This window comes from uncultured Winogradskyella sp. (assembly GCF_947495255.1).
Taxonomy (GTDB): domain Bacteria; phylum Bacteroidota; class Bacteroidia; order Flavobacteriales; family Flavobacteriaceae; genus Winogradskyella.
The window spans coordinates 50,198-71,959 of the sequence record NZ_CANLYI010000006.1 but is presented as its reverse complement, the minus strand read 5'-3'; the positions used below and the strand labels follow the sequence as shown (position 1 = coordinate 71,959).

At 31.4% G+C, this 21,762-nt stretch carries 20 protein-coding genes; 3 read left to right on the top strand and 17 right to left on the bottom strand.

Annotated elements, in window-relative coordinates:
• Positions 1-19 precede the first annotated feature (19 nt).
• From Q0807_RS10615 to Q0807_RS10595, 5 genes are all read right to left on the bottom strand, one after another.
• Positions 20-1,348 carry a hypothetical protein gene (locus Q0807_RS10615; protein WP_115816709.1) on the bottom strand — a complete coding sequence of 443 codons (1,329 nt, stop codon included), beginning with the start codon at positions 1,346-1,348 and terminating at the stop codon, positions 20-22.
• Positions 1,349-1,350: 2 nt separating this feature from the next.
• Positions 1,351-3,312, bottom strand: a complete 1,962-nt coding sequence (locus tag Q0807_RS10610) for an AAA family ATPase (protein ID WP_299109545.1) — start codon at positions 3,310-3,312, stop codon at positions 1,351-1,353.
• A 94-nt stretch (positions 3,313-3,406) separates the two neighbouring features.
• The gene (locus Q0807_RS10605; RefSeq protein WP_115816711.1) at positions 3,407-4,453 is read right to left on the bottom strand and encodes a hypothetical protein; all 1,047 of its coding nucleotides are present in this window, start codon (positions 4,451-4,453) and stop codon (positions 3,407-3,409) included.
• The gene (locus Q0807_RS10600) at positions 4,450-5,019 is read right to left on the bottom strand and encodes a hypothetical protein (RefSeq protein WP_115816712.1); all 570 of its coding nucleotides are present in this window, start codon (positions 5,017-5,019) and stop codon (positions 4,450-4,452) included. Before Q0807_RS10600 ends, Q0807_RS10605 begins: the two co-directional genes overlap by 4 nt.
• A gap of 160 nt (positions 5,020-5,179) precedes the next feature.
• Positions 5,180-6,526, bottom strand: a complete 1,347-nt coding sequence (locus tag Q0807_RS10595; RefSeq protein WP_282030938.1) for a microtubule-binding protein — start codon at positions 6,524-6,526, stop codon at positions 5,180-5,182.
• Positions 6,527-6,935: 409 nt separating this feature from the next.
• On the opposite strand from Q0807_RS10595, the gene Q0807_RS10590 reads away from it, so the two are divergent.
• Both Q0807_RS10590 and Q0807_RS10585 read left to right on the top strand, forming a co-directional pair.
• Positions 6,936-7,160: a hypothetical protein gene (locus Q0807_RS10590; RefSeq protein ID WP_299109538.1), complete on the top strand. Its 225-nt coding sequence runs from the start codon at positions 6,936-6,938 to the stop codon at positions 7,158-7,160.
• 9 nt (positions 7,161-7,169) lie between these two features.
• Positions 7,170-7,364 carry a hypothetical protein gene (locus tag Q0807_RS10585; protein WP_299109536.1) on the top strand — a complete coding sequence of 65 codons (195 nt, stop codon included), beginning with the start codon at positions 7,170-7,172 and terminating at the stop codon, positions 7,362-7,364.
• Between the two features lie 55 nt (positions 7,365-7,419).
• Here Q0807_RS10585 and ettA read toward each other — a convergent pair whose 3' ends face one another.
• The 6 genes from ettA to Q0807_RS10555 form a co-directional block, all read right to left on the bottom strand.
• A complete protein-coding gene (gene ettA / locus Q0807_RS10580; protein ID WP_299109534.1) occupies positions 7,420-9,111 on the bottom strand; it encodes an energy-dependent translational throttle protein EttA in 1,692 nt (563 codons plus the stop codon).
• Positions 9,112-9,162: 51 nt separating this feature from the next.
• Positions 9,163-9,345, bottom strand: a complete 183-nt coding sequence (locus tag Q0807_RS10575; RefSeq protein ID WP_173301102.1) for a CAL67264 family membrane protein — start codon at positions 9,343-9,345, stop codon at positions 9,163-9,165.
• A 107-nt stretch (positions 9,346-9,452) separates the two neighbouring features.
• Positions 9,453-10,178, bottom strand: a complete 726-nt coding sequence (locus tag Q0807_RS10570) for a pirin family protein (protein WP_299109525.1) — start codon at positions 10,176-10,178, stop codon at positions 9,453-9,455.
• Between the two features lie 62 nt (positions 10,179-10,240).
• A complete protein-coding gene (locus Q0807_RS10565; RefSeq protein WP_299109522.1) occupies positions 10,241-10,678 on the bottom strand; it encodes a MarR family winged helix-turn-helix transcriptional regulator in 438 nt (145 codons plus the stop codon).
• 54 nt (positions 10,679-10,732) lie between these two features.
• Complete coding sequence (locus tag Q0807_RS10560) at positions 10,733-11,263, bottom strand: NADPH-dependent FMN reductase (RefSeq protein ID WP_299109519.1); 531 nt, start codon at positions 11,261-11,263, stop codon at positions 10,733-10,735.
• A gap of 1 nt (position 11,264) precedes the next feature.
• On the bottom strand, positions 11,265-11,621 hold the full coding sequence (locus Q0807_RS10555; RefSeq protein WP_299109516.1) for a DoxX family protein: 357 nt from the start codon (positions 11,619-11,621) through the stop codon (positions 11,265-11,267).
• A gap of 148 nt (positions 11,622-11,769) precedes the next feature.
• Between Q0807_RS10555 and Q0807_RS10550 the strand changes: the two genes are divergently transcribed.
• On the top strand, positions 11,770-13,398 hold the full coding sequence (locus Q0807_RS10550; RefSeq protein WP_299109513.1) for an acyl-CoA carboxylase subunit beta: 1,629 nt from the start codon (positions 11,770-11,772) through the stop codon (positions 13,396-13,398).
• A 69-nt stretch (positions 13,399-13,467) separates the two neighbouring features.
• Here Q0807_RS10550 and Q0807_RS10545 read toward each other — a convergent pair whose 3' ends face one another.
• The 6 genes from Q0807_RS10545 to Q0807_RS10520 form a co-directional block, all read right to left on the bottom strand.
• On the bottom strand, positions 13,468-13,653 hold the full coding sequence (locus Q0807_RS10545; protein WP_299109510.1) for a hypothetical protein: 186 nt from the start codon (positions 13,651-13,653) through the stop codon (positions 13,468-13,470).
• Positions 13,654-13,750: 97 nt separating this feature from the next.
• Positions 13,751-14,113 (bottom strand): methylglyoxal synthase, encoded by a 363-nt coding sequence (locus tag Q0807_RS10540; protein WP_299109507.1) that lies wholly within the window; start codon positions 14,111-14,113, stop codon positions 13,751-13,753.
• A 1-nt stretch (position 14,114) separates the two neighbouring features.
• Positions 14,115-14,978 carry an N-acetylglucosamine kinase gene (locus tag Q0807_RS10535; RefSeq protein WP_299109504.1) on the bottom strand — a complete coding sequence of 288 codons (864 nt, stop codon included), beginning with the start codon at positions 14,976-14,978 and terminating at the stop codon, positions 14,115-14,117.
• A 78-nt stretch (positions 14,979-15,056) separates the two neighbouring features.
• Positions 15,057-16,058: a type I glyceraldehyde-3-phosphate dehydrogenase gene (gap, locus tag Q0807_RS10530; protein WP_299109501.1), complete on the bottom strand. Its 1,002-nt coding sequence runs from the start codon at positions 16,056-16,058 to the stop codon at positions 15,057-15,059.
• A gap of 35 nt (positions 16,059-16,093) precedes the next feature.
• A complete protein-coding gene (gene pfkA / locus Q0807_RS10525; protein WP_299109498.1) occupies positions 16,094-17,080 on the bottom strand; it encodes a 6-phosphofructokinase in 987 nt (328 codons plus the stop codon).
• 135 nt (positions 17,081-17,215) lie between these two features.
• Positions 17,216-21,604, bottom strand: coding sequence for a translocation/assembly module TamB domain-containing protein (locus Q0807_RS10520; protein WP_299109496.1), 4,389 nt, complete (start codon positions 21,602-21,604; stop codon positions 17,216-17,218).
• Positions 21,605-21,762: the final 158 nt, after the last annotated feature.

The window sequence follows — 21,762 nt, the reverse complement described above, 5'->3', positions numbered from 1 at the left end:
ATTTATCCTTTAGATAGATCTAATTGTTTTGTGTATAATAAAATGGAATTGACCAAGTGCTTATATTATCTTGGCTAAATTCTTTCTTAACAGTTATAGTATGCATTCCTAACTTTTGATTGCTTAATGGCATATAGCCAATAATACCAAATTGTTTAGTTATTGGGTGCGTATATTTTAAAAAGTCAATCTCTTTTTTTCCATCATCTAAATAAACCGTATTGTATTTCTGATAACAGTTTAGAGCATTCAACCTACGCTCCTTTCGCTGTTCAACCCTAGATTTGTTGGTATCTTCGATATAAGCATCACACGTTTCCTCACTCATTTTCTTTTCATTATCAAAAATGGGTATAAATATTTTAACTACTTCAGACTTTATTATATCTGATTCTATTTGTGGTGCTAAGAGAAACGTGCTATTAGAATTTTCAGACTGGTAATAATTAGGATTAACTTTTAATGCATCTGACTCAACAGAAAGTCCGTTTTTAATTAAGTAAGGAATGTTAGTTTTATTCATTTGAATAACAGCCAAAGGCATCCCAACAATTAAAAAAGACATCATTAAAAAAGCTAGAGATTTATTCTTTTTAAAATTTGAACCAAATATCATTGTAATCTGAAGAATAGACCTATACAAAGGTCCTATCATTATAAGTGAACCATATTTAACAGCTTTGAAATATAAAAGCTGAAGGTTTTCTTTTTCCTTATTTTTTTTCAAATTAGCAACTATACCAATTACCATTTGAGATAACATCGCTACGATAAATAAACCTAATGGAATTAAAAGAATTAAAGTTGGTACATAACTAGACAACAAATTAAAAATCATTAAATACACATAAGCAAAAAGTGCCATATATAAATACATTGATAAAAACGTAAATGCTGCAGAAAAAATAACACTACATAATGCATCTACCTTTTTTATGGAATCTTCTAATTTTGGAAGAATAGACAGAATTTTCTCAGTATATATTTTTGAATAAGCACTGTCTTCTATACTATAATCTGGAAAAACAGAATTTAAACCCACCAACCCAATCCAATACGCACGAAGAATAAAATGAATTACAAACATGGATGCCAAAATGCTAATGGCAAATAGCCCAAGAAAAACAATTGCATAACCCACTAAATATTGACTAGGGTTTAATACATTAATAAACTTATTTGTTGCCCATTCTACAACATCAAATAATTGAAATGTACCAAAAATAGCTATTGCAGACACCAATAACTCAGCTTCCCAGCTTTCATCCTTTAGTCTCTGTAACCAACTATTAACAGGTTTGTTAGACGAATTATCTAACTTTACTTCATTATTTACGTCGTCTTCCATTATTAATTTTTATTCCCAAACTGCTCGCGAGCCTTAGTATCAATATTCATTTGATTTACTCTAGCATCTACTTTACGTTTAAAATCTGTATCTGCAATGGTTGCTACGTTATCTAAATATCTAATTACTTCTTGTCTTCTAATATCTGAAAAATTTAAACCTTTCATATTAGACTTCATTAATTCTTGAAGCATGTTGAATTTAGTTTCGTAATCCTTTTTAAAATAGGTTTCAGGGTTTTCAAACCAGTCTTGTTCTAAATCAAAATCCGTAAGTCGTAATGAAATTGCAGATTGAATGTTTCTAACATCTCTTGAAGAGAAAAACGGAAATATTTTCTGAATCTCTTTATATAAAGCTGCATAAAACATGTGGTCAGTATTCTGATGCAGTTTTTCAACTTTATCAAACGTATCATGAACTCTTGCTTCAGAAGGTTTTTCTATAGCATTAAGAATTTCTCCCATACTGTTGGCCAATCCTTGATCCGATAAATATTTATATACCTCAGGATCATTCATGTTCACAAAATCAGGCATTGTGTCTTGTAACTTCTTCCACCAAATGTAATCTTGATCAACAAAATCGTGCTCAGTGCGCGCTCCATCAATTTTAAATCTTCCTTGTACTCTAGAAATTACAGCCTTATCCAACATTTCTGGTAAATTGGTAAATAAGCCAATAGAACTGTTACCGTAATTTACAGCATAAGCACCTTCTGTATATCTTAAAAATACACCAATCACTTCTTTTACACCTGCAGAAACACCTTGAGCTGTTCGTTCTTGTAAATTATTTTCTGCATCATCAATTGGTGCAAAAATTAATTTTGTTGGATCTTGCAAAGGCTTCATCCACTCTACCATTTTTTCTGCAGAACCACCTTGAAATGTACTAATCAACGTATCTGGCATTGGGTGGAATAAAAACGGAATATCTAAATTATCTGAATGTTCTTTTAACCGTGTTGCAATAGCTGCAATCAACATACTTTTACCTGTTCCAGGAATTCCGTAACCCATAAAAACAGGCATAAATCCTCCTAGTTCTTGGAATGGGTTTTTCTTAGCTTCTATATCATAACTTAGTAAACGTTCCGTTAAACGACGTGCAAAATGCTTGGCATCTCTGTTTCCTACAATTTGTTCAAACTGAATTTTGTTAAATTCAATACTTTTTGCTGTACCAGAGAAAGCATTATCCCAACCAGAAATGGCAAACTCTGAATTTTCGAGTTTGTAAGTTCTATCAACAATAGTTTCTGTGTATTCTAAACTACTTTTTCTAAGTTGAATTTCATCTATTAAAGCTTCAAAATAAACTACCGTAAAATCGATAACATCTTTATCGGATTTTATAATATCAGGATGACCTAAATACTTATCATAATAAAATAATTGACAAGAAATTCCCTTTAAAGGTGTCAGTAAAGACACTTCCGGAATACCTGCAAACTTCTGCTTCATCACAGATAAATCATCAGAAGCATGTGGTTTTAAATCATGAAGAATTTTATAAGCTGCAGAAAACAACATAAATGCCGTTGATGTGTGCATTTTACTTTCGTACTCACGCCTACCAGAACTATCTAATGCCGATTTATTTTCGCTTAACGTAGACAAACCTGACGCATCGTAAAAGCTATCTTTAATCCAAATACCAAGTGTTAATCCTTCTTGAACAGCAAACAACGTCTGATTTAAATAAATAGGAAGTGCTACAGATTCTGGCAACAAACGTTTCTTTAAAGCCAAAATAGTTTTTGAAACTGAAGTTACATTAACGTTGCTTCCGTTATTTGCTCGAGATAAATACAATAAGATAGATTCATCTTTTGCGTCGTTATCTTTGTTTTTTGCGCGTTGACTTTGCTCCCATTGAATAGATTTTAAATATGTAGTTGCTTCATCTCGAAGCATATCTAGTTCATTTTGTTTTATAGGGAAAGTTGAGTTGTGTTCCATTTATTTTTTGTCTTCAGTATGCAGTCTTCAGTTTTTACGCTATCGGACTTATTGTTGCGTTAATTTAGTCTTTAGTATACAGTCTACTAAACCATTATTTATCCATTTTTAATTCAGAGATTTGAATTGGCGCCAAAGCCAATTTATTCATAATCTCTGGTGTTTTATTATATAGTAATTGAATAATTCTATGTGGTGCAAAAACGTAACGTTGTCTAAAAATAGCATCCCAACGTTGAAACGTTTGTTTACTAAAAAAGCTACCTTCTTTAAATTCACTACCAGATTTCAATTCATCTATTTTAAAAGAAATTGCATAAGACTCTAAAGGAATCTCTTTGTTTGCGATACTTTGTAATATGGTATGTGTTACTTTATTCTCGTCCTTTGCAAAAACATTATGTAAAGGTCCTAAGTCTACTCGTCTTATACGTTTTGGAAATACTTTTGGTAATCGTTTATCTATAGCGTAAGCCATGGTATCTAAATTCATATCGCGATCAGCTGCATTTTTAAGGATAGAATAAATTTCATCTTTATAATCTTCTACATTTTTACCATCATAATCAAAATACATGTAACAAATGTATGGTCTGTTATGAGACACATCATAGAAACTCCAACTAACTAAGTATTCTTCTTCAGAGCCTTCTGGTGCTGGTAATATTTTACCTTGTACAAAACGATTGAAAATATATTCTTTTTTAGCTGATGTATAATAAACAATTGAAGCTGCTTGAAAGAGTTTACGTTTAGGGATAGGCTCTTTTTTTCGCATTAATGTGTCTAAAAATTCTTCTTTTAGGACATCTGTATTGGTAAGTTTTCCTAGGTATTCTTCACGTAATTCTAAATCGTTAAATAAATATCTAAATTCTAAATAGTTTGGAAAACCAGAATCGGTTAAATCAACTTTCATATTTTCCTCGTCGTCATACATGTATTTTACACGCATTGCCTCGATTGAATATAATAGCAAATCACTGTATTGCTTAAACAGCAAGACTTCTTGTTGGTTTAAAATTTGTTTTTCTTGAACAGCATATATAAGTTCCTTTAATGTGAAATCTATCATTTTGTGATAAAACACATATTGTTCTTTGGAATCTAATATTGCGGAATCTAATGGTGTAACTATCATTTTAGAGTATTAGATTTACTTATGATAAAATGAAATTCTCTTTCTAAATCTTGTTTTATATGTTGTACGCCATTTTTCATAATTAAATACGGAATTCCAAACATAAATAGGGCGAGAATAAAAATACCTACAATTGGGACTATTTTTATTATTGTTGAAAATTCATTATCTAAAAAAAAAGCTCGAATTATTAACAAACTAAAAGCCATAAAAAAGAATATCGTCAAAACTCCAAAAAACAAAATCATATGGTTATTAGAAGTATTAATTTGGACATCAATTTCCAATGCACCTCCTTTTTCAATAAGCTTACCTTCTGCCGTTGCTTTTATAAAAGTACTTTCAAAAGCACGTTTTCTTTTTCTTATCTTAAAGCCATTCTGATTAACAGAACCTGTAAATATATTATCGCTTGAGGAAAATGCTTCAAATGCACCAGAAAGCAATCCATCAATATCTGCTTCATCAACATTATTACGCAAAGCTGAAGTAAACTTGGACCTAGACACATTCAAAGTAGTAGAGAAAGTATCAATTAATTTTATTGTTCTTAAAAAGTCTTCCATTGAAACACTTAGCTATAACTAAATGAAAATAAGTAAAAATTGTTTTTTTTTACGTTAAGGATTGAAACGGCATCCTTTTTTCTTTTTCTAAAAAAAGATATAGTGGAAAGCCTGACCTACTTTTGTCCTTAAAACAAAAGTAGGTAACGCCATCATTAAATTATCCTAAAAGGTCATCATCACCAGCTTCTGGCTTTGGTTCGCCTGCTGGCTCTCCTCCTCCATCACCAGATGGTGCATTTGCATCTGCTGCGTAATAATCTTCAAAAATTTCTTTCATATCAATTCCGTAACGATCTGCGAAATTCTTTTGAATAGACTTATCCTTTTCTCTAATTTCTTGTAAAGCTTCAGCATAACTTCCGTAAACACCTTGCATTACTTTTTCGTGAACAGGAATGTTGTCCATCATTTCTTGACGTGCTTTAGCACTTGCTGTATGCATTGATGCTAAAGTTTCACCAATATGCTCATCTGTTTTAACTCCTAAATGTTCTAAAATGGCTGCAAACTCTTGATCTGTACGTGCTTTTAAAGCCACAACGTAACCATCGTAATATTTAAGACGCTCGTCTGTATCTGACTTTAATTTTGCACGATGCGTTTGTAAGTTGCTACGTAACGACGTTAAAACTTTAATAGTAAGATTATGTTTGTGAACAAAACTATCTTTTGAAGCGGCTAGCGTAGTATACGCATTTTTAAGTCCTTCTAATTCTTCTACTTTTTGCTCTAATGTTGTTACAGCACCTAGAGCCTTAGAGTATTCTTCTGATTGTTTATCGGCAACTTCTTCTAAAGCTTGACGTGCTTGTTTTAATAAAGCATATTCAGTTTCGAGCTTATCCTCTACTTCTTTTTTCTTCTGAAGTGCTTTTGTATGATTGTTAGATGCTTCTACAATAGCTGTTTTAAGACTTTCTTCTACTTCTTTAATTTCAATCTCTCTGTCTTTTAAACGTTTTACTGCTGCTTGACTCTTAAATGACAATTCATTTAATAAGGTTTGTACATCTGCAGTTTCAATACGTTGCTGAAACATCGCTTTTGCTTTATTATCTGCAGCATCACGCACTTTTTGAGCTTCTTTAAGCTCTTGTTCTGCGGTTTTTATTTTTCCTTTTCTACCGAAAAGATTGTTCCAAAATGTATCTGGCTTTGCATTTGCATCTTCTAACTCAACTTTTGCGCGCTCTAAACGTTTTATTGAATCATCAATGATTTTTTGTTCTGAAGCATTTAAGGCTGAAAAACCTTCGAACATAATCCCAACTTCATCTTGGTAATCCGTTAAGTCTTTAATAGCATCTAATAAAGTGGTTCTATCTTTTTCCGCCATATCAACAACATTATCTAATGTTGCATTTAATATTTTCTGACGACTTTCAGGATCATCTTCCTGTGCCAATTTAGACTTCATTTGGTCTATGGCTTTTCCCCAATTTACATCGACTTTCGCTGTTTTTTCGTTGGAATTTGTTTCTAATAAATCAAAATCATCAGACATATTGTATCGTATTATTAAGTTGAACAGTTTAAGGTTAACAATTTCGGTAATTTTTTAAGACTATAAAAACTTTACTTACTAAAATATAGGTAGATCTAATTATAAAAATGTTACAATTTATGCTGAAATTATTTTACGAATTGTACTAAATAACATTTGATAACCTAAAAAATGAATAGAATTAAAAAGATATGACTTCACTATATAATTATTAAATGTTAAAATTTAAAGTTTTATCTAATCAACAAAAGTCGTACTTCGCTATAAAACACTGTTGTTTAACGGATTTAACAAACTCTTAATCGGTGATTTTTACAATTATTAAACGTAATTAATTTAAAATTAAAGAATTAAGAATTAGATTTTTTCTATCTTAGCATTTTAGAACCCCAATTCTATACCAAAAGATATGCTTAAAAATCTACTCTCTAAGGCTCTGATTGTGACTACTACGCAACTTACCATGATTTTAATTTCAGTAGCTACGGTGTTTTTAGTACTTATTATTGTTGCAATTCTAAAGATGTATAAGTTAAAGGCTGAAAACAAAAAATTAATGCAAACTAATGCATTTAAAGATTATGAAGACTCTGGTGAAGATACACCAAGTGGTCATCTTTATGGAGACAATTAAATGTAGGTTATGGAAGTAGCACTTCTTATTCTATTCTTTATACTTTTTTTAATATATACTATCTATAGCAAATCTGATTTGTATGCTCATGAACACGACGCATCTATTAAGAACGAAATTGATAAATTCAATGGGAATTATAAGGAACTAGAAAATCTTGATATTGAAGAAAATTATTTTACAAGTAACAACCATATATACTAAAACTAAAAAAGCCTACAATATGTAGGCTTTTTTGATTGGTTTTATTAGAATAAAATTATCTAACTAACTTTCTATACTTAATTCGTTTTGGCATTAAATCACCACCTAAACGTTTCTTTTTATTTTCTTCGTATTCACTAAATCCTCCTTCGAAGAAATAGACTTGTGAATCACCTTCAAAAGCCAAAATATGCGTACAGATTCTATCTAAGAACCATCTATCGTGACTAATCACAACTGCACAACCTGCAAAGTTCTCCAAACCTTCCTCTAAAGCTCTTAATGTATTAACATCTAAATCATTAGTTGGCTCATCTAAAAGTAATACATTACCTTCTTCTTTTAACGTCATTGCTAAATGTAAACGGTTACGCTCACCACCAGAAAGTAATTTTACTTTTTTGTTTTGTTCTCCTCCAGAGAAATTAAAACGGCTTAAATAGGCTCTAGAATTCACTTCTTTTCCACCCATCATAACTAACTCTTGTTCGTCACTAAAGTTTTGCCAAATTGTTTTTTCTGGATCTATGTTAGAGTGTTTTTGATCAACGTATGCAATCTTTGCTGTTTCTCCCACTTTAAACTCTCCTTTATCAGGATTCTCCTCTCCCATTATCATTCTGAAAATGGTAGTTTTACCTGCACCATTTGGGCCAATAATACCTACAATTCCTGCTTGAGGTAAATTAAAGTTTAAATCGTCATATAACAACTTGTCGTCATAAGCTTTTGCAACACCAGAGGCTTCAATAACATTAGTTCCTAAACGTGGACCATTTGGAATATAGATTTCTAACTTCTCGTCAAGTTGCTTTTGATCTTGACTCATCAATTTATCGTAATTTTTTAAACGCGCCTTCTGCTTAGTTTGTCTTCCTTTTGCACCTTGACGTACCCAATCTAACTCGCGCTCTAATGTTTTCTGACGTTTAGAAGCTACTTTGCTCTCTTGAGCCATACGTGTAGATTTTTGATCTAACCAAGATGAGTAATTCCCTTTCCATGGAATACCTTCACCTCTATCGAGTTCTAAAATCCAACCAGCAACATTATCTAAGAAATATCTATCGTGCGTTACAGCGATTACAGTTCCTTTATATTGCGCTAAATGATGCTCTAACCAATGTACAGACTCTGCATCTAAATGGTTAGTTGGCTCATCTAATAACAATACATCTGGTTCTTGCAGTAATAAACGACATAAGGCAACACGACGACGCTCACCACCAGAAAGTACACCTATCTTCTTATCACCATCTGGAGTACGCAAAGCATCCATAGCGATTTCTAGCTTGGTATCTAATTCCCATGCATTTGATGCATCAATTTGATCTTGTAATTCAGCTTGGCGATTCATAAGCTTTTCCATCTTATCTGCATCGCTATATACTTCTTCTAAACCAAACTGATCATTAATACTGTTGTATTCATCAAGAATTGCTACTGTTTCTGCAGCACCTTCTCTAACGATTTCCATAACCGTTTTATCATCGTCTAATTGTGGTTCTTGTTCTAAATAGCCAACCGTATAACCTGGTTGAAAAACCACATCACCTTGATAATTTTTATCAACGCCTGCAATTATCTTTAATAAGGTAGATTTACCTGACCCGTTTAAACCAAGAATACCAATTTTAGCTCCATAGAAGAAACTTAAATATATGTTTTTTAAAACAGGTGTGTTTGCTCCAGGAAAGGTCTTTGTAAGACCAGACATAGCAAAAATTACTTTTTTATCGTCACTCATTGTATAGGTATAAAAGTTTGTTTTTAAATAGTTTAAAATTATCTAATCGGATTAAACGCGACCTTTTAATGCGTTAAAAACCCAAGCGATACAAAAAAATCCACCACCAACAGCTGCAAATCCCCAACCTGCTACATCATCATATCTAAATGCGCCAAGAGCAATTAATCCACATCCTACAAATATCATTATCCAAGTTGCCCAAGACAATACTGTATTTTTATTCATCGCCATATTCTTAATCTTTTAGTTTTACTAGTTAGTTATTATACAAATATCGCATTTTAAATAAAAAAAGCATCACGATTTGTGATGCTTCTGCTATAATTATGAACGAAAAACTATATTTTAATCATTGGAACTTCAATAAATAATAATTCACTGTCTGAATTTGATTTAAGTTGAAAGCTATTTGTTTCTGAAATACCAATGGCATCTCTCGTTTTTAAATCTTCGGTTTCAAAATTAATATCACCTGAAATAATCATCACATAAACGCCATGACCTTCACTTTTAATATCATATGTAAATTCTTCCTCCTCAGATAAATCAATTCTTGAAAGTTTTACATCTTGATGAATTTTTAAACTTTCTTTATCTTCATTTTTAAATGATGTTACCAAAGTCTGAAGCTTTCCTTTTCTATTTTCAGCTTTAAACATTTTTTGACTGTAACGAGGTTGAACATTTCGCTTTTCAGGAATAATCCAAATTTGAAACAAACTTAAATGCTCTTCAACAGAACCATTGATTTCAGAATGCTGAACTCCTGTTCCTGCAGACATTACTTGCACTTCTCCTGGTATAACGGCTTGCCAATCGTCATTCATATTATCACGATGTTTTAAGATTCCTTTAAGCGGAATTGTGATAATCTCCATATTATCATGTGGATGTGTTCCAAAACCCATTTTCGGAGCAATAATATCATCATTTAATACCCTTAACGCTCCAAAATGTAATTTTTCAGGACTATACCAATTAGCAAAACTAAAAGAATGATTAGCTTGTAACCATCCATGATTGGCAAATCCTCTACTCTCTGCTTTATGAATTACTTTTCTCATTTTTAATGTAATTTTTGGTTCTAACAAAATGTATTTACGCTAACCTATTTTAAATACTTGGTTCATCTTACCTTATCCAACAAGTCACTTAACTGAGATGCCTCTTCTTCTGTTAAATTCCCTAATAAATCTTTCTTATTTGCTTTAGAGATATCGTTTAATAGGTTTAATCCTTCTACCGTAATTTTTATATGAACGACGCGTCTATCTCCTGGACAAGAAATACGCTCTATTAAGTTTTTTGAACAGAGTTTGTCCATTAAACGCGTTACATTCGGTGACCTTTCTATCATTCGCTCTTTTATAGTTTGAACTTTTAAAGGCTCGTCTGCTCCTTTTAAAATTCGGAGAATATTATATTGCTGAGATGAAATTTTAAAAGGTTTAAAAAATGAAGTTTGGTAACTATTAATCCAATTTGCTGTGAACATAATGTTCAGCATGGCCTTAACCTTTTGATTAGGAAAAGTTGAATTGATATCTTTAGAAAAATCGCCCATTTATTTCTTTTTATTTATCTACTAGCTTTTAAATTACACGTTTAATACCAAAATCTATAATGCGCTTTCAAATTGCTTAACTTGAATTAGCAATTGTTCATTTAAACCATCATTACTAATTTTTCCCTCTGAAAAGTTCTCAAAAAACGATGGTAATGAAAATTCACCAACGATATCAGCATCATGTCTTGGAAATCTGTCTTTTGCAATAGCTAAAACAGAAGCACCTCCTCTAACTCCTGGAGAAGTTGCCATTAATAACATTGGTTTATTTTGAAATGTTTTTTGCTCTACTCGAGACATCCAATCAAATAAATTTTTAAATACAGATGTATAAGCACCATTATGTTCTGCAAGGGAAATTATAATTCCGTCTGCATTTCTAATTGCTTCTACAAAACGCTTAGCATTTTCCGGAAAACCATTTTCTTGCTCAAAATCTACGCTATATTGTGGCAAATTATAATCGTTAAGATCAAGAACCTCTGTTTTTGCATTATCAACTAAGCTAGCTGCATAACTAGCGAGTTGTTTATTTATGGATTTTTTACTATTACTTCCTGCAAATGCTATAATATTTTTCATACTACTTTTGTGATTTTTTGTTAAATATATAAGAAACGATTAAAAGTATTAATGCTACTAATGCTGTCATTTGTCCTCCATCTCCAATCATATAATGTGCAAAAAAGGCAAGAATAAATGCAAAAAAGAATCCTGCATATGCCCATTCCTTAATTGCTTTAAACTTTGGATACCATAGCGCAAATAGACCTAATAACTTGGCAACTGCATAAGGGTAAATAATATACGAAGGATATCCAAAACCTATAAACATTTCTGACACCATATCGTGCTTAAAAAAATACATGTTTACTGAAAACAATATTAATAATGTCAATAAACCTGTGGCAACATAAAAAATAATTTTATCTCTTTTCATTCTATTTGTAATTTAATTAGAGTGCAAATATATAATAAAATATATTTATATACCTAGGAATATATTTCCATGTAATACTTTTTAACAAAACATTAGCTTTCCAAAAATAGTTTCGTTTTGTAAATTCGTACAAAACAAATCTCTATTAATGGATATTAAATTCAACCAAAACGAAGATCACAACAAACTATTAGTTTCCGACTTAAAAAAACGGTTTGCTAAAGTTAAATTAGGTGGTGGTGAAAAAAGTATAGAAAAGCACAAAGCTAAAGGAAAGATGACTGCTCGAGAACGTGTGGACTATCTTTTAGATTCAAAAGCTAAGTCTATTGAGATTGGTGCTTTTGCAGGAGATGCCATGTATGAGCAATATGGTGGTTGTCCGTCTGGAGGTGTTGTTGTAAAAATGGGTTATGTAAACGGCAAACAATGTATTGTAGTTGCAAATGATGCAACTGTAAAAGCAGGTGCTTGGTTTCCGATTACAGGAAAGAAAAATTTACGTGCTCAAGAAATTGCTATAGAAAATCGTTTACCAATTATTTATTTAGTTGATAGTGCTGGTGTTTTTCTACCAATGCAAGATGAAATCTTTCCAGACAAAGAACATTTTGGGCGCATTTTTAGAAATAACGCTGTAATGAGTAGTATGGGAATTACCCAAATAGCAGCCGTTATGGGAAGCTGTGTTGCTGGAGGAGCCTATTTACCAATTATGAGTGATGAAGCGATAATAGTTGATAAAACAGCAAGCATATTTTTAGCCGGAAGCTATTTAGTAAAAGCTGCCATAGGCGAAACTATAGATAATGAAACTTTAGGTGGTGCAACTACACATTGTGAAATATCTGGTGTAACCGATTATAAAGCAAAGGATGACAAAGATGCTTTAGATAAAATAAAAAATATAGTTGATAAAATTGGTAATTTTGATAAAGCTGGATATAACAGAGCTGAATCTAAAAAACCAAAAGAGAATCCGGATGATATCTACGGAATTCTACCTAAAAGTAGAGCTGACCAATATGATATGAAAGAAATCATTAAACGCTTAGTTGATGATTCTGAATTTGAAGAATATAAAGAAGATTACGGAAAAACGATTATTACAGCTTACGCTAGAATTGAGGGTTGGGCTGTTGGTATTGTTGCTAACCAAAGAAAACTAGTAAAAACAGCCAAAGGTGAAATGCAATTTGGTGGAGTTATCTATAATGACTCTGCAGATAAAGCTACACGTTTTATAGCCAATTGTAACCAGAAAAAGATTCCATTAGTTTTCTTACAAGATGTGACAGGATTTATGGTTGGTAGTAAATCTGAACATTCTGGAATAATCAAAGATGGTGCAAAAATGGTAAATGCAGTAAGTAACTCTGTTGTACCAAAATTCACAATTGTTTTAGGTAACAGCTATGGCGCAGGAAATTATGCCATGTGTGGAAAAGCATATGACCCAAGATTAATTGCTGCTTGGCCAAGTGCAGAATTGGCTGTAATGAGCGGAAATTCGGCCGCAAAAGTATTACTTCAAATTGAGACGGCTTCACTTAAAAAGAAAGGTGAAACAATAACTAAAGAAAAAGAAGAAGAATTATTTAATAAAATAAAATCGAGATACGATGATCAAGTCTCCCCTTATTATGCAGCTTCTCGTATTTGGACTGATGGTGTTATTGATCCTTTAGATACTAGAACATGGATTTCTATGGGTATTGAAGCTGCTAACCACGCTCCTATTGAAAAACCTTTTAATATGGGTGTTTTGCAGGTTTAAAAATACAATTATTATAAAAAAAAGAGCGCAAATTTAATTTGCGCTCTTTTTTTTATAAAATTTAGAATACTAATCTAGGGTTAAACCTTCACGCTTAGCCTTCTTTTCTTCTTTTATTTCTTTTAAACGTTCAAATGCCGAACCAAACACCCAGTAAGGAATAACGAAGGTTAAAAGGAAAATCATTAACCAAAACCCTATAGTTAATATGGTTAAAAATGCTAAAAATCCTAAATATTGATCAAATTCGAACATAATTCTTGTTTCATTTACGTTTTAATAGTACAAAGATATAACCAAAATATAAGTTTTACAACAGCCTTGACTAGTTTTATTAACAGGTTATTAAAAATTATATAGCTTTTATAAGTAATTCTGCTGTTGCAGGATTTGTTGCTAACGGAACATTATGAACATCACACAGTCTCATTAACATAAGAATATCTGGCTCATGCGGATGACGATCTAATGGATCTCTAAAAAACAAAACCATATCACACTGTCCTTCAGCTACTCTCGCTGCAATTTGCGCATCTCCACCTAAAGGTCCAGAAAGTAAGGCCTTAACTTCAAGACCTGCTTTACTTACTTTTTCTCCAGTAGTACCTGTAGAAATTAATGTTATCTTTTTTTGTTTTAAAATTTCACTATTCTGATTTAAAAACTGAACCATTTCAGCTTTTTTACCATCGTGAGCAATTATTGCAATTTCCATATTAAAGATTCTTAACGTGATAATTCACTAACCCTTCTATTGGTCGTCTTACAAAGTTACCAACTTTAAATCCATATTCTGCAGCAACTTGCTTAATTTCATCTTGACCAAAATAAGCTATAGAACCTGCAAAGTGAACTGGAATTCCTTCTTTTAATTCTTCTTTATACTGAAGAATCATATTTTCTGTAAACAAGCGAATTCCGTTAGTTATAAGATTGCTAATATATTCTGAATCTTTATTAATAAACATAAACTCAGCATGATCTGCCAAATATGCACTTGGATTAGTTTGCTTATATAAGTTGTATTTAATATAGTCAGCTTCTAAGTTATGTTTATGCGCAAATGCTACGCTAATTGTATCTGGCATTTTATTAAAGTAATAATCTCTTATCAATTGCTTACCAAAATAATTTCCGCTGGCATCATCCATTAATATAAAGCCTAAACTAGATACGCGTTGGTGTAAATCTCTACCATCATAATAACTACAGTTAGATCCTGTACCTAAAATACAAACCACCGCTGCTTCATCATTAGTATTTATACATGCTCTTACTGCTGCATAAGTATCTTCTCTAACTTCTACAATAGCATTTTTAAAATAAAATTCTAAAATTGACTTTAGTAATAATGTAGGTTTATCAGTACCACAACCAGCGCCATAAAAATATATATGCGTTACCTCGTCGGCAATTGCCATTAACTCTTTACTCTTACGAATTGTTTTGTTTAATTTTTTTTCTGCAACAATAGCAGGATTCAAACCTTTGGTTCTAATTTTATCAACGGTTTGTTTTCCGTTTTCATCTATTGCAATCCAATCGCATTTTGTAGAACCACCATCTGTAATTAAAATCATGATAATGTGTGTAAATAAAAATTCCGTAGTCTATGACAAAACATAATCCTACGGAATTTTCAGAATTAATAATATGTCTTAAAGGCTATTTACCTTTTGAGCTAAATCAACTAATTTGTTAGAATAACCAAATTCGTTATCATACCAAGAAATTAATTTGAAGAATTTAGAGTTAAGTTCAATTGAAGCATCTGCATCAAAAACACTAGTTCTTTCTTCACTTACAAAATCTTGAGATACTACTGCATCTTCAGTATAACCTAAAACACCTTTCATAGAACCTTCAGCTGCACTTTTCATTGCTGCTTTGATTTCTGCTAAAGTGGTATCCTTTTTAGTTTTTACAGTTAAATCTACTACAGAAACATCTACAGTTGGCACTCTAAATGCCATACCTGTTAATAATCCATCTAATTCAGGAATTACTTTTCCTACTGCTTTTGCAGCACCTGTAGAAGAAGGAATAATGTTATTAATTGCAGAACGACCTAAACGGTAATTTTTACGTGAAGGTGCATCTACTGTAAATTGTGTAGAAGTTGCTGCGTGAATAGTTGTCATTAATGCTTCTTCAATTCCGAAGTTATCTTCAATAACTTTTGCTATTGGAGCTAAACAGTTTGTTGTACAAGATGCATTAGATACAATAGTATCACTAGCTTTTAATTTACTATCATTTACACCCATTACAAACATTGGTGCATCTTTACTTGGAGCAGAAATTACTACTTTTTTAGCACCACCATCAATATGATATTGAGCAGTTTCTAAAGTTGTAAAAATACCTGTACATTCTGCAACAACTGTTGCTCCTGCTTCATCCCACTTTAAGTTTTTTGGATCTCTTTCTGCTGTTACACGAATTGTTTTACCATCTACTACTAAATGTCCATCTTTTACTTCAACAGTTCCGTCGAATCTTCCATGAACTGAATCATACTTTAATAAATATGCTAAATGTTCTACATCTAACAAATCATTAATAGCTACAACATCTACGTCGTTACGTTTTACTGTTGCTCTAAATACAATTCTACCTATTCTACCGAATCCGTTGATTCCTAATTTTAAATTTGCCATTTCTCTATTGTTATTTTAATTTGTGTTCTTAATTATTAAATTGACATTATGTCTGAAACTCTTAAAAGTTCCATATTAATTTTTGATTTTCCTTTTACTGCTTGGTCAAATGGTGTTAAATCCATGATATCGTTTTTAATACCTACCATGTAATTACTTTTACCTGTGATTAAACTTTCTACAGCTTTCACTCCCATTCTACTTGCCAATACTCTATCGAAGCAAGATGGAGATCCACCACGTTGCATGTGTCCTAAAACAGAAACACGTACTTCGTATTCCGCCATGTTTTCATCAACATAATCTTTCAGTTCAAAAACACTTTTACCTATTTTATCACCTTCTGCAACTACAACGATACTAGAAGATTTCCCTGAAGCTTTACTTCGTCTTAAAGATTCTACTAAACGATCTAAACCTAAATCTTCTTCAGGTATTAAAATTTCTTCAGCACCAGCGCCAACACCAACGTTTAAAGCAATATGCCCAACATCGCGTCCCATAACTTCAATAAAGAATAATCGGTTATGTGAACTTGCTGTATCTCTAATTTTATCTATTACTTCTACAACTGTATTTAAAGCTGTATCGTAACCAAGTGTATGAGTTGTACCAAAAATATCGTTATCAATAGTACCAGGAATTCCCATTACCGGGAAATTGAACTCTTGATTAAAAATCATAGCTCCTGTAAAACTACCATCACCACCAATAACTACAAAAGCATCAATACCGGCTTCTCTTAGTTTATCGTATGCTATTTGTCTTCCTTCTTTAGTTCTGAAACTTTTTGATCTTGCAGATTTTAAAATTGTACCACCTTTATTAATGATACCTTTTACACTTCGTGCATCCATTTCTATGAAATCACCATCAATCATTCCTTCATAGCCTCTATAAATACCGTAACATTTTATATCATGAAAAGCACAAGCTCTTACTACAGATCTAATTGCGGCATTCATTCCTGGAGCATCTCCTCCAGATGTTAAAACACCTATTTTTTTAATTGTATGTAGCATTTTTATAATTTATTTACAGTAAAATTAAGAAACAATATATAGAAAAAAGTGACTATTGTCATAAATATTACGCGAAGAAACAATTCAAACGTTTTCGTTAACAAGTATTTTAATAAAAAGAAAGATTTTAGGTTTTTAAGACTTGGTTTTATCCTTTTTTTCTTTCACTGACATGAAATCTGGCATAAAATCGCTCTTATCATTTGCGTCTTTTTCCGCCTCATTTTTAGTTGGGTTGTTCTTTTTATCTTTACCTGAAAAGATTTTTTGAAGAAGTTCTTTAAAAGTATCAAACTCTACATTATAAGATAAACCGACACCTTGGGTATAACCAATTTCATCACCAAGGTTTACAATACTATTTTCTCTATTAAAGACCTTGGCTCTTAAAGTACCATCTTCGTTTAATAAAAAGTCTATTTGCACATTACCACTAATTACAGTTTGACTAGCGCTACCAAATGGTACACCAACTTTTCCGTTAACTAATATTTTGTCGTTAATTTTAGTTTGAAGTGTTACTCCAAACTTATTATCTGTTTGTAGGTTTGGTGTATCTTGTCCTAGTTCTAGATCGAAACCAACATCTAAGTTACCGTTGTTTGTGCCAAATAAATTATTTACAATACCTGTAAGTCGCTCAGATATTGTACCAGTAAAATTAGCACCTTGTATACCATTAGAGAAACCACCTGTTGCTAAAAAGATTAGGGCTTGGTTGTCCTTTTCTTCTTTAGAGGATAATCTATAGTCTAACTCAGATTTAACGGTTGAACTCACTCCTGGAAATCTAAAATCGAATGTAGGTTCTGGCTGCTCTAATTGGCCTGTTAAATGTATTTCTACATCTACATCTATACTCTGTGTTATTGGATTATCTAACAAGACTGAAGGATTGGCACTACCCGAATAAACAGCTTTTAAATTTAATTCTGCGCCCAAAGGATCACCTTGCCAAACAATATTTCCGCCTTCTTCAACCTTAAATTTCTTCTCTACAAAGCCACCATACTTAAAATTATAAAAACCTTCATAGACTGTAAAATCACCAAACATATTAAAGGTTCCGTTAGTATTTATAAAGAAATTAAGGGTTCCTTCACCTTTTCCTTTTATAGTACTACCTGCTTCTTTATCTATTACAATTTCTATGGTTGCGTTTTGGTTAACATTTAAATCAAAATCTAAAATCAACCCCTTTACTTCTATTTGTTCTGAAATTTCACCTTTAATTCTTGCTTCCTTCTCTTCAGGACTTAAAAAATGTATAAATGAGTTATCACCAAAACTTTCGGCATCATTAAGCGGAATAAAAAATTCTGTACCAGCTTCTGTTCTACCATTATTTACTTCAATAACTAATTGCTCTGTTGGTCCTTTTATTTCTGCGGTACCAGAAATAAAACCTGTACCATAATATAGCTCGTCCTCAGACTCTTCGGTATTTAAAACTAAGAGTCTATCTGTATTAAGTCTTAAACCTAATCTCCATTTAGAAAAATTATGGTGCTCAATAAAACCATTTAGATTTCCTTTTGAGAAATACTTAGAATCGGTCATAGCCACATTCTTAAATATAAATTGTTGACCTTTTAATTCTACTTTAGAATCAAAATCAAAGCCATAATCTACATTTAGATAAGGAATAGACATACCTGCTCTATCTAGTAATAATTCGCCATCTATACTCGGTTTATTTAGACTTCCACTAACCTTTGCTTTTCCTGAAACTAAACCTCTTATATTATTTATAACACCTTCTCCAAGCGGATTTAGTGGATCTAGTAAAAATTCCTCGAAAACAACATCTAAATTTATGGTAGGATTATTTTCTGCAACATCAATAGTACCTTTTGCTCCTAATGATTTTATATTATCATTTATAAGAGACACGTCTACCTTATAATTTGTAATAGAATTGTTGCCTTCTATTTTGGCTTTCAGATTCCCTAAATCATAATCGTTTACAAATAGCCCACTAATTTCTACATTAGACTTTGGCAAATAAACACCATCATTTTGCAAGACTTGGAGTTTACCATTCACCAAACCTTTAAGTGCTAAACTATCTATACGAGGTGTAATTTTTACTAACTCGACATCTTTAAAATCGACATTAAAGTTTTTATTGACGGAATCCGTTATTTTTCCCGACAACAAAATTTCTTCATTCCCTTGGGTTATACTAATAGGAAAGACGTCAAAAGCTTTAAATTTTCTATCAAAACGAATCTTATTAAGCGTATCTTTTTTTGAGTTTAAAAGCCATTCATAACCCTTAAATTTCACATCTGACTTTCTTATCCCAACAACAGATTGATTTAATTCATCTATAGTATAAAACAGATTTAGGTTATAATTATCTGCATTATTTGTTCCTCCTTTAAATTCTGATTTAATCAATAATGTATCGCGCTTCGTAACATTAATTAAACTGAATTGTGAAGCATTATAAACACCTGTACCAATGCTATCTATTTCTATAAATGTATTATATAAAGGGTTGCTATTATCTATGCTTACATTGATTTTATTAGCAAAATAATCTTTAAACTTAATCTCTGGCGAATTAAAGGAAAGTTCAAATCCTTTTTCATCCGTCTCAATACGTCCTTCAATAAAAGTATTCTTTCCAAGTATAAGTTCTTTATAAAATACAGCTGCAATTTTGGAGTAGATATTAAATTTAAAATCAAGATACTGTCCTTCTTCTAAAACATTAGGTACATAATTGGTATAAATACTACCTACTGAATTTTCAATTAAACCTCTAACATCTTCAATATTAAATTGACCTGTAATGTTTCCGTCAATAATATCTGGTGAATTAATTGCAATAGTACGTTCGTTGCCTTTAAATGAAGACACAATATCAAAATCTTGAAAGTCGTAACTTCCGTCTTGGTTTTTATAAGTGGTATTTTTAATATTAATGGCACCTTCTGCATTATCAAACGTAGAGCCCGTACCATTCATAGTTACTAAACCTCTAAATTCCGAAATATTATCTCTTGTTACAAAGTTTAATTCGTTAAGGTTAGCATAACCTACTTTGGCTTTAAAATCGAATTTTTTAACGTCTTGCGAAAAATCTATTAATCCATTAAAATTAAGTTGAAGATTTAAATCTTCTGCATTAATAATTCCATTGAATATTTTGTTTCCTAAATCACCCGATAGTTCAATATCCCTATAAGTATAACCGTTGTATTCTAATGTAGAAACGGCTCCTTTTACATCGGTTCTAAGATTATCTATTGTAAAGCCTTTTCCATCTACATCTAGATTTAATGAAGTTCTTTTAACTAATGGATCATTAATTAATTTACCTATATCAAATTCTTTTAAAACAACATTACCAATGTAATTAGCATTATCTATATTATCAATATTGGTGAGTTCTAAGTCAGATTTAATAAAACCTAAATCAGTATTTATTTCAATATCTGCTTCGACAGTTTTTGCGGTTATAAAAGAGGTACCTTTAATATTAAAATTACCAACTTTAGAAATCACACTAGGAATAGAATTACCCAAAAGTCTCGGCAATAAAGCCGTTAAATCTCTGTAATTTGAAGCTAAATTTTGGAAATTTCCTTGTAATGCAAAACTATCATCCTCTCTACTAAATAAATTTTTAAACGTTATATCACCAATAATTCTTGTATTAGTAGTTGTGCTTACATTTAGGTTAGTTGCGTAAAGGTTATTTAAAGTACCTGTTAAATCTGCATTTAATTTAGCATGTTGGTCAGTACCAAATTCGTCAAAAAACGCATTAAGTTCTGTGAGTGATATGTCCGAATCTCTAAAACTAGCGACAACATTAACTTTATCTTTAAAGTATTTTAAATCTTCTCGTTTATAATTAAACCTTAAATCACCTTTTAATTCAGATGCTTCTGTTTTTATATTTAAATCACCAAACGTCATGTGATCTAGCGTATATTCAAAATTTGCCATTAGATTTTTAACAGCAATACCTCTGCTATCCCTAAAACTAAATTTATTTATACGAGTACTAACCTCTGGACCATTAATTAGAAAATTAGTAGCATTAGCGTTGAGCTCAGAAAACTCAAAAATATCTGGAGTTTCTAAATTTTCGTCAGTTAATCTAAAAATGCCACCTTCAATTGATAAATCACTAGAAGAAAAAAGAAATTCACTTGGGCCAACTCTAGGATTATCATCATCGAACTTAGCAACAAAAATATCTAAATTGGTATCTGTTTCTCCTTTATAGGTTTTAAGATTAAAAATTACATTCTGAAGATCAATATCTCCAAAATTCAATTTAGTATCAATTAAATTCTTAAAACTAATTATTGAACTATTTAATTCACCAACACTAATCAGCGTATCTTTTTTATAATCTCTAATTAAGATTTCTTTTAGCTCTACATCGCCATTGAGCTGTAAACCAACTCTACCAACGTTGATATCTGTTTTAAAATCATTATTTAATCTATCTGTGACGTATTTACCTAGTTTAGTTTGAACAGCCGGTATAGAAAGTACCAAAAACAAAATGAAAAAAAGCAGCAATATTATTGCTACTATTTTACCTAATATTTTGAGTATCCGTTTGATAAAATTATTACGATTTAATGTTTGAAAACTTATTACCTTTGTCCTTACAATACGTTGTTAAATGAGGTGCCGGACTTTAACTTGTAAAA